Annotated in this window: 12 protein-coding genes; 6 read left to right on the top strand and 6 right to left on the bottom strand. The window is 73.2% G+C overall.

Annotated features, from left to right (window positions below; genetic code table 11):
* The first annotated feature begins 69 nt into the window (after positions 1 to 69).
* Positions 70 to 1119 (top strand): ABC transporter ATP-binding protein, encoded by a 1050-nt coding sequence (locus tag ABZW30_RS11685; RefSeq protein ID WP_355670893.1) that lies wholly within the window; start codon positions 70 to 72, stop codon positions 1117 to 1119.
* A 31-nt stretch (positions 1120 to 1150) separates the two neighbouring features.
* Here the strand turns inward: ABZW30_RS11685 and ABZW30_RS11680 are convergent, their stop codons facing one another.
* The 5 genes from ABZW30_RS11680 to ABZW30_RS11660 all read right to left on the bottom strand — a co-directional run bounded on the left by ABZW30_RS11680 (position 1151) and on the right by ABZW30_RS11660 (position 7271).
* On the bottom strand, positions 1151 to 2869 hold the full coding sequence (locus ABZW30_RS11680) for an ABC transporter family substrate-binding protein (protein WP_355670892.1): 1719 nt from the start codon (positions 2867 to 2869) through the stop codon (positions 1151 to 1153).
* A gap of 134 nt (positions 2870 to 3003) precedes the next feature.
* Complete coding sequence (locus ABZW30_RS11675) at positions 3004 to 5376, bottom strand: peptidoglycan binding domain-containing protein (protein ID WP_355670891.1); 2373 nt, start codon at positions 5374 to 5376, stop codon at positions 3004 to 3006.
* A 243-nt stretch (positions 5377 to 5619) separates the two neighbouring features.
* On the bottom strand, positions 5620 to 6075 hold the full coding sequence (locus ABZW30_RS11670; protein WP_355670890.1) for a DUF6113 family protein: 456 nt from the start codon (positions 6073 to 6075) through the stop codon (positions 5620 to 5622).
* Positions 6072 to 6983: an N-acetyl-1-D-myo-inositol-2-amino-2-deoxy-alpha-D-glucopyranoside deacetylase gene (gene mshB / locus ABZW30_RS11665; protein WP_355670889.1), complete on the bottom strand. Its 912-nt coding sequence runs from the start codon at positions 6981 to 6983 to the stop codon at positions 6072 to 6074. Before mshB ends, ABZW30_RS11670 begins: the two co-directional genes overlap by 4 nt.
* A gap of 93 nt (positions 6984 to 7076) precedes the next feature.
* Positions 7077 to 7271: a DUF2304 family protein gene (locus tag ABZW30_RS11660; protein ID WP_355670888.1), complete on the bottom strand. Its 195-nt coding sequence runs from the start codon at positions 7269 to 7271 to the stop codon at positions 7077 to 7079.
* Between the two features lie 312 nt (positions 7272 to 7583).
* Between ABZW30_RS11660 and ABZW30_RS11655 the strand changes: the two genes are divergently transcribed.
* The 5 genes from ABZW30_RS11655 (at position 7584) to ABZW30_RS11635 (ending at position 13469) form a co-directional block, all read left to right on the top strand.
* Entirely contained in the window at positions 7584 to 9737 is a 2154-nt protein-coding gene (locus ABZW30_RS11655; protein ID WP_355670887.1) for a prolyl oligopeptidase family serine peptidase, read from the top strand.
* Between the two features lie 368 nt (positions 9738 to 10105).
* Entirely contained in the window at positions 10106 to 11071 is a 966-nt protein-coding gene (locus ABZW30_RS11650) for an ABC transporter ATP-binding protein (RefSeq protein WP_355670886.1), read from the top strand.
* Positions 11068 to 11790, top strand: coding sequence for an ABC transporter permease (locus tag ABZW30_RS11645; protein WP_355670885.1), 723 nt, complete (start codon positions 11068 to 11070; stop codon positions 11788 to 11790). The genes ABZW30_RS11650 and ABZW30_RS11645 overlap by 4 nt, the downstream gene beginning before the upstream one ends.
* 8 nt (positions 11791 to 11798) lie before the next feature.
* On the top strand, positions 11799 to 13064 hold the full coding sequence (locus ABZW30_RS11640) for a sensor histidine kinase (RefSeq protein WP_355670884.1): 1266 nt from the start codon (positions 11799 to 11801) through the stop codon (positions 13062 to 13064).
* Between the two features lie 54 nt (positions 13065 to 13118).
* Positions 13119 to 13469 carry a hypothetical protein gene (locus tag ABZW30_RS11635; protein WP_355670883.1) on the top strand — a complete coding sequence of 117 codons (351 nt, stop codon included), beginning with the start codon at positions 13119 to 13121 and terminating at the stop codon, positions 13467 to 13469.
* Between the two features lie 98 nt (positions 13470 to 13567).
* Here ABZW30_RS11635 and ABZW30_RS11630 read toward each other — a convergent pair whose 3' ends face one another.
* Positions 13568 to 14035: a hypothetical protein gene (locus ABZW30_RS11630; protein ID WP_355670882.1), complete on the bottom strand. Its 468-nt coding sequence runs from the start codon at positions 14033 to 14035 to the stop codon at positions 13568 to 13570.
* Between the last annotated feature and the right edge of the window lie 83 nt (positions 14036 to 14118).

Below are 14118 nucleotides of genomic sequence, written 5' to 3'. Positions count from 1 at the left end.
GTGCTCCGGTCATTGATAGTTGCTAGGCGCCTATCGATGGTCGCTGCTGTGCTGAGGAGGGCTGCTCACATGGACGCGGTGGAAGTGGTCGGCGGCGGTCGGGCGAGCCTGGTGCCCGGGACCCCGTTGCTGGAGGTCGAGGACCTGCACGTCGAGTTCCACACCCAGGACGGTGTGGCCAGGGCCGTCAACGGGGTGAGCTACTCGGTGTCGGCGGGGGAGACGCTGGCGGTGCTGGGCGAGTCCGGCTCCGGCAAGTCGGTGACCGCGCAGGCGATCATGGGCATCCTGGACGTGCCGCCCGGGAAGATCACCTCGGGGCGGATCCTGTTCCGCGGCGAGGACCTGCTGACCATGCAGTCCAAGGCCCGGCGGGCCGTCCGGGGCCAGCGGATCGCGATGATCTTCCAGGATGCGCTGTCCGCCCTCAACCCGGTGCTCAGCGTGGGCTACCAACTCGGTGAGATGTTCCGGGTGCACCAGGGGCTCTCCCGCAAGGAGGCCCGGGAGAAGGCCGTCGAGCTGATGGACCGGGTGCGCATCCCCGCCGCCCGGCAGCGGGTCGGCGACTTCCCGCACCAGTTCTCCGGCGGGATGCGCCAGCGCATCATGATCGCGATGGCGCTCTCGCTGGAGCCGGACCTGATCATCGCGGACGAGCCCACCACCGCCCTGGACGTGACCGTGCAGGCCCAGGTGATGGACCTGCTGGCCGACCTCCAGGCCGAGTTCAACATGGGCCTGATCCTGATCACCCACGACCTGGGCGTGGTCGCCGACGTCGCGGACAAGATCGCCGTGATGTACGCGGGCCGGATCGTCGAGACCGCGCCGGTCCGCGAGCTGTACGCGCGCCCGGCCCACCCGTACACCCGGGGACTGTTGGACTCCATTCCGCGGCTGGACCAGAAGGGCCGGAACCTGCACGCCATCAAGGGCCTGCCGCCCAGCCTGCTGCGGATCCCGCAGGGCTGCGCCTTCAATCCGCGCTGTGACCGGGTGCAGGACCGCTGCCTGGCCGAACTCCCACCGCTGGTACCGGTGGTGGACGAGGAGGGCGCCGAGCTGCCGGGCCGGCGCAGCGCCTGCCACTACTGGCGGGAGACGCTGCACGGCTGACCGTTGCCGGCCGACTCGGCGCCAGGCGGCCCTACTTGGTGAAGCCGACGTTCTCCCAGGCGATGTCGGACAGTCCCTGCGCGCCGATGTTGGCCAGGTCGGCGCGGGCGCCGTACAGCTGCGGGCGCTGGTAGAGCGGCAGCACGCCGGCGACCTTCCACAGCTCGCCGTCGGCCTGGTTGATCGCCTCGGAGGCGGTCGCGGCGTCGGTCGCGGCGGCGGCCCGGTCGAGGGCGGCGTCCGCGGCCGGGCTGCCGGCGCCGACGTGATTGGCGCCGCCGTTCTGGGCGAAGCCGGCCCGGCTGCCGCTGGCCGGGAACGGGGTGCCGAGCAGGGCGTAGGCGGCCAGGTCGAAGTCGTTGTGGTTGATGTACTTGTCGAAGAACTCGTTGGCGGCGGCGGTCACCGTGGTGACCTTGATCCCGACGTCCTTGAGCATCTTGGTGACGCCGGTCGCCTCGTTCTGGGCCAACGCGACCCCGGCCGGGACGATCATCCGCAGGTTCAGCTCATGGCCGTCCTTCTTGCGGACGTCGCCGTCGAGCTTCCAGCCGGCCGCGTCCAGCTTGCGGGCGGCCTCGGCGGGGTCGAAGCGGGACAGGCCGAGGGAGTTGTCCCGGTAGCCGTTCTGGTTGGCGGCCAGCAGGTGGTTGTTGAGCGGGACGCCGGGCCAGTCCAGGCCGTTGAGGTCGGAGCGGATCAGTGCGTCCCGGTTGATCGCCTGGAACACGGCCTGGCGGACGGACGGGTCGCTGAGCGCCGGGGTACGGGCGTTCAGGGTGATCTGCCGGAAGTCCGGCCCGCCGGCCCGGCGGACGGCCGCGCCCTTGGTGTTCTTGATGACCTGGTAGCCGGCTAGGTCGGGGCCGTTGTTGAAGAGGTCGATCTCGCCCTTGGCGAAGGCGGCGCGCATCGCGTCCGGCGTCATGGCGTGGAAGACGATCCGGTCCAGCATCGGCTTGTCGCCCCACCAGGTGGGGTCGGCGACCAGGGTGACGGTCTGCGCGGCACGGTCCAGCGCCTCGACCTTGAACGGGCCGGCGGTGAGCGGGATCGCGTCCAGGTAGGCCGAGTTGAACAGGTCCGGGGTGGCGATCTTGGTGGCCGGCAGCAGCGGGGCGTTGGCGGCGCCGTTGAACATCGATTGCCACTCGGAGAACGGCCGGTCGAAGGTCATCACGGCCTGGAAGTCGTCCTTGCCCCGCTCGACCGAGGAGACCAGCTCGAAGCCGGTGCTGCTGGAGGGCCGGTAGGCCGGGTCCTTGCCGTTCAGCGCGCGCCAGTTCGCCTCGATGTCGCGCCAGGTGATCGGGGTGCCGTCGGACCAGTGGGCCTTCGGGTTGAGGGTCCATGTGACCACCTGCCGGCCGTCCTTGATGTCGGCGTGCGCGTCCTGCAGGTAGGCCGGGTTGACGGTCTGGGTGCCGGCCGCGTCCGAGCGGAAGAACGTCGGCAGCAGCGGCTTGGTGACGGCGATGGTCGAGGACTCGCTGCCGTCGGTGTGGATCGGCGACCACTGGTGGGAGAACTGGGTGATCGCCAGGTTCAGGGTGCCGCCCTGGCGCAGCTGGGTGCGGTCGTGCTGGTTGATGTCGATCGAGGTGAGCTTGGGTACCCCGGCGGCGCTCGGCATCGCGTCCGCGGCGGCGCCGCCCGGCCCGGAGGAGCAGGAGCAGAGCGTGAGCGAGAGGGTCAGGACGGCGAGACCGGCGAGCAGTGCCGTCCGGTGGTGCTGGAGGCGGCGGCCCATCGGCGTGGCTCCCGGGGTTGCTGTGACGGAAGGTGTGGCGTCACATCTTGCTGACCGGAAGGGGGAGTTGTCGAGGGGCGGGACGCCTGCCGTCATAGCGGCAGCGGGCCCGCCCCTCGTTCGTGTCCGGTCCGTCAGGCGGCGGGGAACTTGAAGGTGCGGTCCTTGTCGCCGGTCTTGTCGAACAGCGAGGTGATGGCGTCCGCGACGTCCTGCGGGGTGACCGTGCCGGACTGCCCGTTCTTCTTGACCTTCACCTTGTCGAACACGCCGTTCAGCTGGGAGTTCAGCGCGTCGAGGTCCCACTTGGGCACGATCTTGCCGGAGACGTCCGGAACCAGCGTGAGCGCCTTGGCGGCGGTCTTGCCGCCGAATTCCCAGGGCTTGGCGCCGGCCACGATGTGGATCTTGCCGTTGGTGACCTGCTTGCCGAGGCTGTCCGCGGCGGCCTGCAGGGCCTGGGTGGAGACCTTGGGCTGGGCGGCCGTGACGGCGAGTGCGATCGGCTGGTCGGGCTTGCCGGCGGCGCGGTCGCGGTAGGCCTGCTCGACCACGTCCAGGGCGGCGTTGGAGTCCACCGCCTGGCCGGCCTTGCCGGGGACCACGACCGGGTCGCCGTTGTCGGCGAACTTGACGTAGCCCTCCTGCAGGCCCTGGCCCGAGCCGGCCGCCAGCGAGTCCAGTGCGGCCTTGAGCTTGGCCCGGTCGACCCGGACCTCCGGCGCGACCGCCTTGCTGCCGCCCTGGAGCGACTTGATGACGTCGACCGGGTTGTAGCTGTGCGCGGCGAGGCCGTCCACGGTGGCCGTGGTGTCGAAGCTCAGTCCGGCGACCGTCGGGTCGAGGTTGACGGTCTGGTCGCCGATCTTCAGCTTGAGCGGCTGCTGCCCGGCCTTGCCGACCGAGTCGTCCAGGGCGTGGATCGCCTGGTCGCGGCTGTTGCCGCCGATGTCGGTGCCGAGCACCACGGTGCCCTTGGGGACGTCCGACTGGTTCAGCATCAGGCCGGTGCCGTACGCGGCGGCGCCGAGGAAGAGTACACCGCCGATCGCGTAGACGCCGAGCTTGACCAGCTTCTTGGCGCCGCCGCCCTTGCCCTTGCCCTTGCCCTTGGCGGGGGCGGCCGGTTCGGTCTTGGCCGGAGCCGGGGCGGGCGCGGGGGCGGACTGCGCGGCGGGGCCGGGCGGAACGGGACCGGCGGGACCGCCCGGAGCACCCGGAGCGGGCTGGGTCGCCCCGGGGCCCGAGGTCGGCAGCGGGGTGACCGCGGTGGCCTCCGGGTCGCGGCCGGTCTGCCGGGGGCCACCCGGGGCGGGCTGCGGCGCGCCCGGGAAGAGCCCGCCGGGGGCCGCCGGGGCGCCGAAGGGGTCCTGGCCGGGGGCGGCCGGACGCTGGGTGGCGAACGGGTCGGCGCCGGTCGGGGCCGAGGCGAACAGGCCCGGCTGCGGACGGGCGTCGGCGCCGCGCGGGGCGCCGTTGCGGGGCAGGCCGGGTATGGCGGCCTGCGGCGGGGTGTTCCCCCGGATCGGCGCGAAGCCGTCCACGGAGGTGTCCTCCGGGCCGGGCTCGGCGGCCGGGCCCTGCGGGCGGCCGTTCAGCCCCGGCGCGCCCTGCGGACCGTTCTGCTGCCGCCGGTTCGGCCGGGGGCCGTTCGGCTGGTTCGACTGGGGCGTGTCCTGCCGGGCCGCGTTCGGCTGCGGGGCCTGCTGCTGGCGGCGGCCGCCGCGCGGGCCGCGCGCACCGGCGTCGGGGCCGGTCGGGGCGAACGGGTCGGCGACCGGCGCGAAGGGGTCGGCGGCCTCGTACACGCCGGGCTCCTCGGCCGGCGCCTCGACGCCGTACGGCGAAGCGGGCGCGGGAGCGGCCTGGTTCGGCGACTTGCCCGGGGCGGGCACCGGGCGGCCGTTCGGACGGGCCGCAGCGGCGGCCCCGGCCGGTCGGGCGCCGTTCGGGGCGCCCTGCGGACGGGCCTCGGCGACGGTGCCGGGCGCGACCGCGGCCTCCGGCGCGCTCGGGGCGCCGGCCGGCACGGCGGCCGGGGTGGGCTCGGCGGCCTTCTTCTGCCGCGGCCGGAACCAGGCGCCGGTGGACTCGGACTCGGAGGTCGCCGGCGGGATCGGCGGGATCTGCCACTCCGGCGGCAGGTTCGGCGGGGTGGCCGTGCCGCCGCCGTCCATCACGCCGAGGACGGGCGAGGCGGGCGCGGAGCGGTGCCGCGGGCCGCCCGGTTCGGCGGCGGCCGGGGCCTGGTCGCCCGGGCCGTCCTCGTTCTTGACGGTGCTGCGGACGACGACCGGCGGGATCGGGCGCGAGCCGGGGATGTTGATCCGGACCCGGGTGGTCAGGGTGGTCTCGGTCTTCGGCCCGTCGTCCTCGCCGCCCGACGCGGCGCCGTGGTCGCCGCCGGGGAGGCCCGGGGTGCCGTAGGGCGGCGTGCCCGACGGGTAGGCGTCCGGACCCGTACGCCGGGGCGTCGGGTTGGCGTTGTCAGATTCGCGGCTGCTCAATGCTGCTCTGCTCCGGGTTCGCGGGCGGGCCGTGCGGCGCGACCGCGGTTCGTGGTCGCCGGGCCTTGGGCGGGCGGGCGGCGGTCGGGGACGTCGTACTGCGGGACCACCATACTGGGAAGAACTGAGCGGTGAACGGCTTCGGACAGATCCTGATACGTCCGGTTCCTCCGGTATGAGAGTACGGCCGTGTGGCCCTGACTGCGCGTCGTACGCGGTACCGTACGCCGTTCGCGGGCGGGGTCAGCGCGGGGGGTTGGGCACCCCGGGCAGCCAGCTGTTTCGGGTGGGCAGGGTGGCGCAGATCACGCCCAGGACCGAGCCGGCGAACAGCCAGGCCAGCGAGGTGGCGTTGGACCACAGCACGTTGTCGCCCTCCGGCCGGGGCACCATCATCAGCAGCATCGCCAGGAACCAGCCGGCCGCGGGCATCGCGGCGCCGAGCCGGGTGCCGGTGATCCGCAGACCCGCGTAGAAGGTCGCGGCGCTCGCGGCGAGCGCCAGTAGAACTCCCACCGGCGGCCACAGGGCCTGCACAAAGGATCCGCAGATCGACACCGCGATGCCCAGCAGGAAGAACAGGACATACACCGCGATCCGGACGGCGCGCGGGGGTTGAGGCTCGGCCAGCCGCTCCTTCTGGGTGCCGAGGACGGCCGCCGCGAACGAGCGGCGCGGCGGCGCGGCGGGCGCGGTCATCGGGCGCTCCCCTCAGTGGCGGTCGCGGTGACGTGGTCCAGGCCCGCGAACAGGTCGCGCTCGGGCCGCTCCGGCCCGGCCTGGCCGTGCACCAGCTGGTAGTACTCGGTGGCGAACAGGGGCTGGCCGAGGTCGTTGGAGAGCGCGAAGAAGGCGCCGTCCACGGTGATCTGGGTGGCGTGTGCGGCCAGCGCGGCGGCCTTGCGGCCGACGTACGCGGTGCCGTCCAGCACCGTGGTGACCGCCTCGTCGGCCACCACCCCGGGCACGTCGGCGGGCTGGGCGACGCCGGGGAAGGACGCCCCGGCGGCGGCCTCGGCGAGCCCGGCCTCGATCACCGAGCGGGGCATCCGGTTCCAGTACACCTTGGCGATCCGCCAGGCCCCGCCCAGCTCCGGGCGGTGCGCCGGGTCGGCGGCCAGCTCGTACGCGCGCATCGCGACCCGGTGCGCCTGGATGTGGTCCGGGTGCCCGTAGCCGCCGTTCTCGTCGTAGGTGACCAGCACCTGCGGCCGCACCTCGCGGATCACCGCGACCAGGTGGCCGGCCGCCTCGTCCACGTCGGCCCGCCAGAAGCAGCCGGGGACGTCGTTGTCGGGCACGCCCATCATCCCGGAGTCGCGATAGCGCCCCGGGCCGCCGAGGAAGCGGAAGTCGGTGACGCCGAGGGCGCGCATCGCCTCGGTCAACTCGCCGATCCGGTGAGCGCCGAGGGCGTCCTCCCGATCGGCCGTCAGATGGGCCAGCCCAGGCGGGATCACCTCGCCGCCCTCGCCGAGGGTGCAGGTCACCAGCGTCACCCGGGTGCCCTCGGCGGCGTACCGGGCCATGGTGGCGCCGTTGCCGATCGACTCGTCGTCGGGATGGGCGTGGACCAGGAGGAGGCTGCGGCCGGTAGTCGCGGTCATGGGAGGAAGCCTAGGGCCTGCCGCTGAACTCGCGTCGTCCGCCCGGAGGGCGGGCGGGGCGGCGGCAGGCCCGTGTCCACCGGCCGGAGGGTGCTAGAGCTTCAGGCCGTTGATCATTCCGGCGAGGTTGGTGGTGACCTGGGTGATCGACGGGGCGATCGAGCTGGAGGCCAGGTAGAAGCCGAGCAGTGCGCAGACGATGGCGTGCGCCAGCTTCAGGCTGGAGCGGCGGATCAGCACCACCACGATCGTCAGCATCAGCACGACTGCGGAGATGTTCATGGCCATGTCGGCTCATGCCCCTTCTCGGGCGCCGACCCCTGGGGAGGGCGGCGGTGGGACCGTACGGGAATCGGGGGGCGGGTGACCGGGGGCCGGGACGGGTCCGACGATCACTCGCCCGACCAGTCATACCCGATGGGTAAGGGGAGCATTACATTCAGTGAGTCCGCGCGTGCCGGGGCATCGAGGCGCTCCCGGGGCGCATGGGCCGGTCGGAGGGGGTTTGGACCCCTTTAGGGCGTACTTGGGAACGATGCTCCGAACGAGTGATCACCAGTCACCCGGCAGTGAGAGTCCGTCGTCGTAGGGTCTGGTGCCATGACCTCCCACACCCCTGCGGACACCTTCCCCCGGCAGTACGCGCGGACCCTGCGCTACACCGTCGGCGCGCCCCGCTCCTTCTCCGTCGCACCGGACGGCTCGCGGGTCGTCTTCCTCCGCTCGCGCTCGGGCAGCGACCGGGCCAACCTGCTCTGGACCCTCGACACCGCCACCGGCGAGGAGCGGATCGCCGCCGATCCGGCCGTCCTGCTCGGCGGCGGCGAGGAGGACCTCTCGCCGGCCGAGAAGGCCCGTCGTGAGCGCAGCCGCGAGGGCTCGGCCGGCATCGTCGGCTACGCCCTGGACGCGGACGGTCGGCTGGCCGCCTTCGCGCTGTCCGGCCGGCTGTTCACCGCCGACCTGGCCACCGGCGCCACCGCCGAACTGCCCGCCCGCGGACCGCTGTTGGACCCGCGGCTCTCCCCGGACGGCTCGCACGTCGCCTACGCCAACACCGTCGGCGAGCTGCGGCTGACCCGCACCGACGGCGGTGGCGACCGGGCGCTCGCCGAGCCGGACGGCCCGAACGTCACCTGGGGGCAGGCCGAGTTCATCGCCCAGGAGGAGATGGACCGCGACCGCGGCTTCTGGTGGTCCCCGGAGAGCGACCGGCTGCTGGTCGAGCGCGCCGACGACAGCCCGGTGCGCCGCTGGTGGATCGCCGACCCGGCCAATCCGGACCGCGAGCCCGCCGAGGTCGCCTACCCGGCGGCCGGCACCGCCAACGCCGAGGTCGGCCTCTGGGTGCTCGACCTGCACGGCGGGCGCACCGAGGTGTCCTGGGACCGCGAGGCCTTCCCGTACCTGGCCCGGGTGCACTGGTCCAAGGGCGGCGTGCCGCTGCTGCTGGTCGAGTCCCGCGACCAGCGCGCACAGCGCATCCTCGGCCTGGACGTGGCCACCGGCGCCACCGAGACGCTGTTCGAGGAGCGCGACGACGCCTGGCTGGAGGCCTTCCCGGGCGTCCCGGCCTGGACCCCGGACGGCAAGCTGGTCCGGATCTCCGACGAGGGAGGCGTGCGGGCGCTGGTGGTCGGCGACCAGGCCGTCACCGGGGCCGACCTGCACGTCCGGTCGGTCATCGCGGTCACCGAGGAGGAGGTGTTCTTCAGCGCCTCCGGCGGTGCCGGGGAGACCGACCCCGAGCCCGGCTGGATCGCCGTCGGCCGGATCAGCCACGACGGCAAGCGGCTGGCCTGGGAGTCTTCCAACGGCCGTCCGTTCACCTCCGTCACCAGCGCGGTGCACGCGGGTGGCATCACCGTCCGGGCCACCGCCGAGCCCGACCTGCCCGGCACCCTGGTCCAGGTCGCCCGCGACCTGCCGGAGGGCGTGGTGGTCGACGATGTCGCCGTCATCGCCTCCCACGCCGAGACCCCGGTCATCACCGCCCGCCCGGTCTTCCGCTTCGCCGGCGAGCGCCGCATCCCGGCCGCCGTCTTCCTGCCCACCGGCTACGACCGCGAGCGCGACGGCCTGCTGCCCGTCCTGATGGACCCGTACGGCGGCCCGCACGGCCAGCGCGTCGTCCAGGCGCACAACCCGCACCTCAACTCGCAGTGGTTCGCCGACCGGGGCTTCGCGGTGATCGTCGCCGACGGCCGCGGCACCCCCGGGCGCGGGCCGGCCTGGGAGAAGTCGATCGCCTTCGACTTCGCCGGGGCCACCCTGGACGACCAGGTGGAAGCGCTCCAGGCGCTCGCCGGGGAGTTCCCGCTCGACCTCGGCCGGGTCGCCATCCGCGGCTGGTCGTACGGCGGCTACCTCTCCGCGCTCGCGGTGCTGCGCCGCCCGGACGTGTTCCACGCGGCGGTGGCCGGGGCGCCGGTGACCGACTGGGAGCTGTACGACACCCACTACACCGAGCGCTACCTGGGCCACCCGGCCGAGCGGCCCGAGGTGTACCGGGCGAACTCGCTGAACGGCTACGCGGCCGGGCTGGAGCGCCCGCTGATGATCATCCACGGCCTCGCGGACGACAACGTGGTGGCCGCCCACACCCTGCGGCTCTCCTCGGCACTGCTCGCGGCCGGCCGCCCGCACACCGTGCTGCCGCTGTCGGGCGTCACCCACATGACCCCGCAGGAGGAGGTCGCGGAGAACCTGCTGCTGCTCCAGGTCGACTTCGTGAAGCGCTCGCTGGGGCTGTGAGCGGAGGAGGGGGAGCGGGTCGTGGTGTCGGAACTCGAACCACCGAGGGCCCGCGTCCGAGCGGCGCCGAGGCGGTCTCCTCGATTCCGCTCCCCCTGTGCCGCGACGCTCGAAGCGTGTCCGTCCGGCCTCGCGGGGAACGCTGGCCTCCGCCCCTGACAAACGCCCCTGACAAACGCCTGTGACAAACGCCCCTGACCAGCCCCTTTCGCGGCCGGTGCCCGTGATGCGGGTACCGGCCGCCGGCATGACATCCGTCATACCGAAGGCACGACGGCCGACACTGCCGTCGGCCCCCGCCCGTGCGGGACTCTGAGGTGGTGCGGACAGCGCCGCACGCGACACCTTCAGGGGAGAGGAGCGGGGCGATGGGTACCGAGGTGGCCGCCTTCCGCGGCGTCGGCAAGAGCTACGGGCGGGTGCGCGCCGTGGACGGACTGGACCTCGTGCTGCGGCCGGGCGAGACCGTCGCCCTGCTCGGCCCGAACGGCGCCGGGAAGTCCACCAGCCTGGACCTGCTGCTCGGCCTGCGCGAGCCCGACCAGGGCAGCGTCACGCTGTTCGGCGGCACCCCGCGGGAGGCGATCGCGGCCGGCCGGGTCGGCGCGATGCTGCAGAGCGGCGGGCTGATGACCGACGTCAAGGTCCGCGAGCTGGTCGAGCTCGCCTGCGAGGTGCACCCGAGTGGTCGGTCGGTCACGGGGGTGCTGACCGACGCCGGGATCACCGAGATCGCCGACCGCCGGGTCGACAAGCTGTCCGGCGGCCAGGAGCAGCGGGTCCGCTTCGCCCTGGCGATCGCGGGCGACAGCGACCTGATCGTGCTCGACGAGCCCACCACCGGCATGGACGTCAGTGTCCGGCAGGCGTTCTGGGCGAGCATGCGGGCGCAGGCCGACGCCGGTCGCACGGTGCTGTTCGCCACCCACTACCTGGAGGAGGCCGACTCGATCGCCGACCGCGTCCTGGTGCTGCACCGGGGCCGGCTGATCGCCGACGGCAGCTCCGCGGAGATCAAGGCGCGCGCCGGGGCCCGTCGGATCGCCTTCGAACTCCATGACGCCGACTTCGCCCCGGCCGCCGGCCAGTTCGAGGAGGCCGTGCTGCGCGCACTGCCGGGCGTGCAGTCGCTGGACGTCACCGCGAGGGTCCCGGGGGTGCGGACGGTGCGGATCCGGACCGCGGACGCCGACGCGAGCGTGGCCGGCATCTACCGGGCGGGGCTGTACCCGCGCGGGCTGGAGGTCGCCGGGCTGGGCCTGGAGCAGGCCTTCCTGACCATCACGGGCGAGCTGGACCGCGAGGACGGCGCCGCGAAGGAGAGCGTGCGATGACCACCCTGATCAAGCTGGAGATCCTGCGGACCCTCCGCAACCGGCGCTACCTGTTCTTCACCGTCGCCTACCCGGCGCTGATGTATTTCTTCTTCATCCACGCCTACGGCTCCACCAACCAGGCCGGCGGCCTCCCGGTGAAGACCTACTTCATGGTCTCGATGGCCACCTTCGGCGCGGTCGGCGCGGTGCTGACCGGCAACGCGCAGCGGATCTCACTGGAGCGCAAGACCGGCTGGACGCGCCAGCTGCGGCTGACCGCGCTGCCGGGCCGGGCGTACACCGTCGGCAAGATCGCGGCGACCGCGGTGACCACGCTGCCGGCGATCCTGGTGGTCTTCGCGGTCGGCCTGAGCCAGGGCGTCTCGCTGAGCGTGGCCCAGTGGATCGGGCTGGCGGCGGCGCTGTGGCTGGGAAGCTTCGTCTTCGCGGCGCTCGGTGTGGCGCTCGGCTACGCGGCGGCGCCGGACTCGGTGCAGCCGATCGTGATGATCACCTACATGGCGATGTCGCTGCTCGGCGGCACCTGGTTCCCGGTGAGCGACTCGCTGGAGAAGTTCGCCCGGTTCAACCCGGTGTTCCTGTACAACAAGCTGGCCACCTTCACCCGGCCCGGGAACTCACAGGACATGGTCGCGGTCGCCGGGCTGGCCGCCTTCCTCGCGGTGTTCGTCGCCGCCGCCGCGACGCTGTACCGCCGTGACACCCGCCAGGCATGATGATCCGTATGAGTGACGCGCGCCGGACCCACCGCCCCGACGAATCGCCGGAGGCGGGTGCGGCGCGCGCGTCGTTCATGAACGTCCCCGGCTCGCCGGTGGAGACCCGGCGGCAGCTGCTGGTCAAGGTCGCCTGGATGCTGCTGTGGATGACCTACCTGGCCTACCCGGCGGGCAACCTGCTGAACGGGCACCACAGCCCGGCGGCCCAGGTGCTCGGCTGGTGCTGCCTGGGCGCGTTCGTGGCGGCGTACATCCTGCTGGTGATCTTCCGTTCGCAGGCGGGGATGCGGCCGCGGGCCTGCCAGGTGATCGTCGTGACGATGGTCGTGCTCGCGGCCACCGCCCCGTTCGTCCTCGGCGAAGCCTTCCTGACCCTCTTCATCTACGCCTCGGTGTGCGTCGCGATCATCACACCGGCGAACTACGCGCTGGCCGCCCTCGGCGGCATGGCCGGGCTCGCCGCCGTGGTCGGTCTGCTGATCCACGCCAGTGCGGACAACATCACCACCTTCGCCCTCAGCGCCTTCCTCTCCGGTGTCGCGATGACCGGCCTGCAGCGGCTGGTCGCCACCATGAAGGAGCTGCGCGAGGCCCGCGCGGCCATCGCCCACCTGGCCGCCTCCGAGGAGCGACTGCGGCTCGCCCGCGACCTGCACGACCTGCTCGGGCACTCGCTCTCGCTGATCACCCTGAAGAGCGAGCTGGCCGGGCGGTTCATGGACGCCGGCAAGGACGAGGCGGCGCGGGCACAGGTCGCCGACATCGAGCAGGTCGCGCGCCAGTCGCTGATCGACGTCCGGGAGGCCGTCACCGGCTTCCGCCGTCCGACCCTGCCGGTCGAGCTCGCCGCCGCCCGGACCGCCCTGGCCGCCGCGCAGGTCCGGCTGGAGGCCGCGCCGGAGCTGGTGGACGCCTGGCCGTCGCTGGCCGACGAGGAGGCCGGCGCGCTGGCCTGGGCGCTGCGCGAGGCCGTCACCAACATCGTCCGGCACGGCGAGGGCGCCACCGTCTGCACGGTGACGGCGGACGAGAGCTGGGAGACGAGCGGCGAGCGGTACGCCGTCCTGGAGATCACCGACGACGGGCGGGGGCCGGGCAAGTCCCAGCCGGGCAACGGACTGTCCGGGCTGGAGGAGCGGCTGGCGCTGGTCGGCGGGCGGCTGGAGACCGGGCCGGGGGAGCGCGGGAAGGGCTTCAGGGTGCGGGCCTCGGTGCCGCTGCGGACGACGGCTGCGCCCTCCGAACCTTCCGAGCCCTCCAAGGTCCGCTAGCCGGAAGACGCTCCCGCGGGAACCCGACCGGGCGGACCGATCGTCCTGTCGGTCATGTCCACCGTTCTCATCCTCGGCTTCGACCCGCACGCCGTCCCCGGCATGGACGGCGACGGCATGCGGGCCGTCCTCGACGCCGAACTCGCCCGCTTCGCCGAGCACGGCCTCGACGCGGCGATGACCCTGGTCGCCCCCGATGAGACCGCCGAGCCCGCGATCACCGCCGCCCTCGCCGACCGGGACTGGGACGTCGTCGTCATCGGCGGCGGCATCCGCAAGCCCGAACCGGCGCTGCCCTTCTTCGAACTCGTCGTCAACCTCGTCCGCCGCCACGCCCCACAGGCCGCCGTCGCCTTCAACACCAGCGGCGCCGACAGCGTCGAGGCCGCCCAGCGCTGGCTGTAACCCCTGGTAGGACGTGGTTTCGTCGCACTCAGTCCCGCTGGTACGAGTAACCGCCCGGTGCGGTGTGGGAAGTCGGCCCGGCCGACTTCCCACTACGCTCAACTCCCGCACTCCCACCGCTCGCCGAGGCGGCGGTACCACCAGGGGGCCGGCCAGCTGAAGCGGGTGAGCGGATCGGGAAGGGTGCGGCGGAGGTAGGCGGCATCCAAGGGCCGGACGAGTCGGGCCAACTCGGCGCGCGGCCCTGGCGGAAGAACGGACAGCACCTCGTCCAAGACGTCGCGGGCGTGCCGCACGTCGTCGAACGAGCAGCCGCGGCAAGTGCAGTGAAGCGCCCTCGGATAGCGCGGGCGGGTGCCGGGAGGGCTCAGGAACTGCCGGTACCGCCGCAGGGCTCGTTCGGTCGCGCCCGGAAACACGTAGTACGACCTGTCCAGTTGCTCGTACCGATGGACGGCGAGGCTGGTCGAGGTCGAAAGCCCGTGAATCCGGACCGGCGGGGCGGTCTCCCAACGGCGGGCGGGATCAGGGTGCGCGCGCAGCGCGCCGGGCCGCTTACGCGGCATCGGCCTTTCGGCAGATCGTCATACCCGCCATCATGCCAGCCCCGGCCGTCAGAGGGGTGGGAAGTCGGCCCGGCCGACTTCCC

Source organism: Kitasatospora sp. NPDC004669 (assembly GCF_040609455.1).
Taxonomy (GTDB): domain Bacteria; phylum Actinomycetota; class Actinomycetes; order Streptomycetales; family Streptomycetaceae; genus Kitasatospora.
The sequence above is the reverse complement of the archived record's forward strand: the minus strand, read 5'-3'. Positions and strand labels throughout refer to the sequence as shown.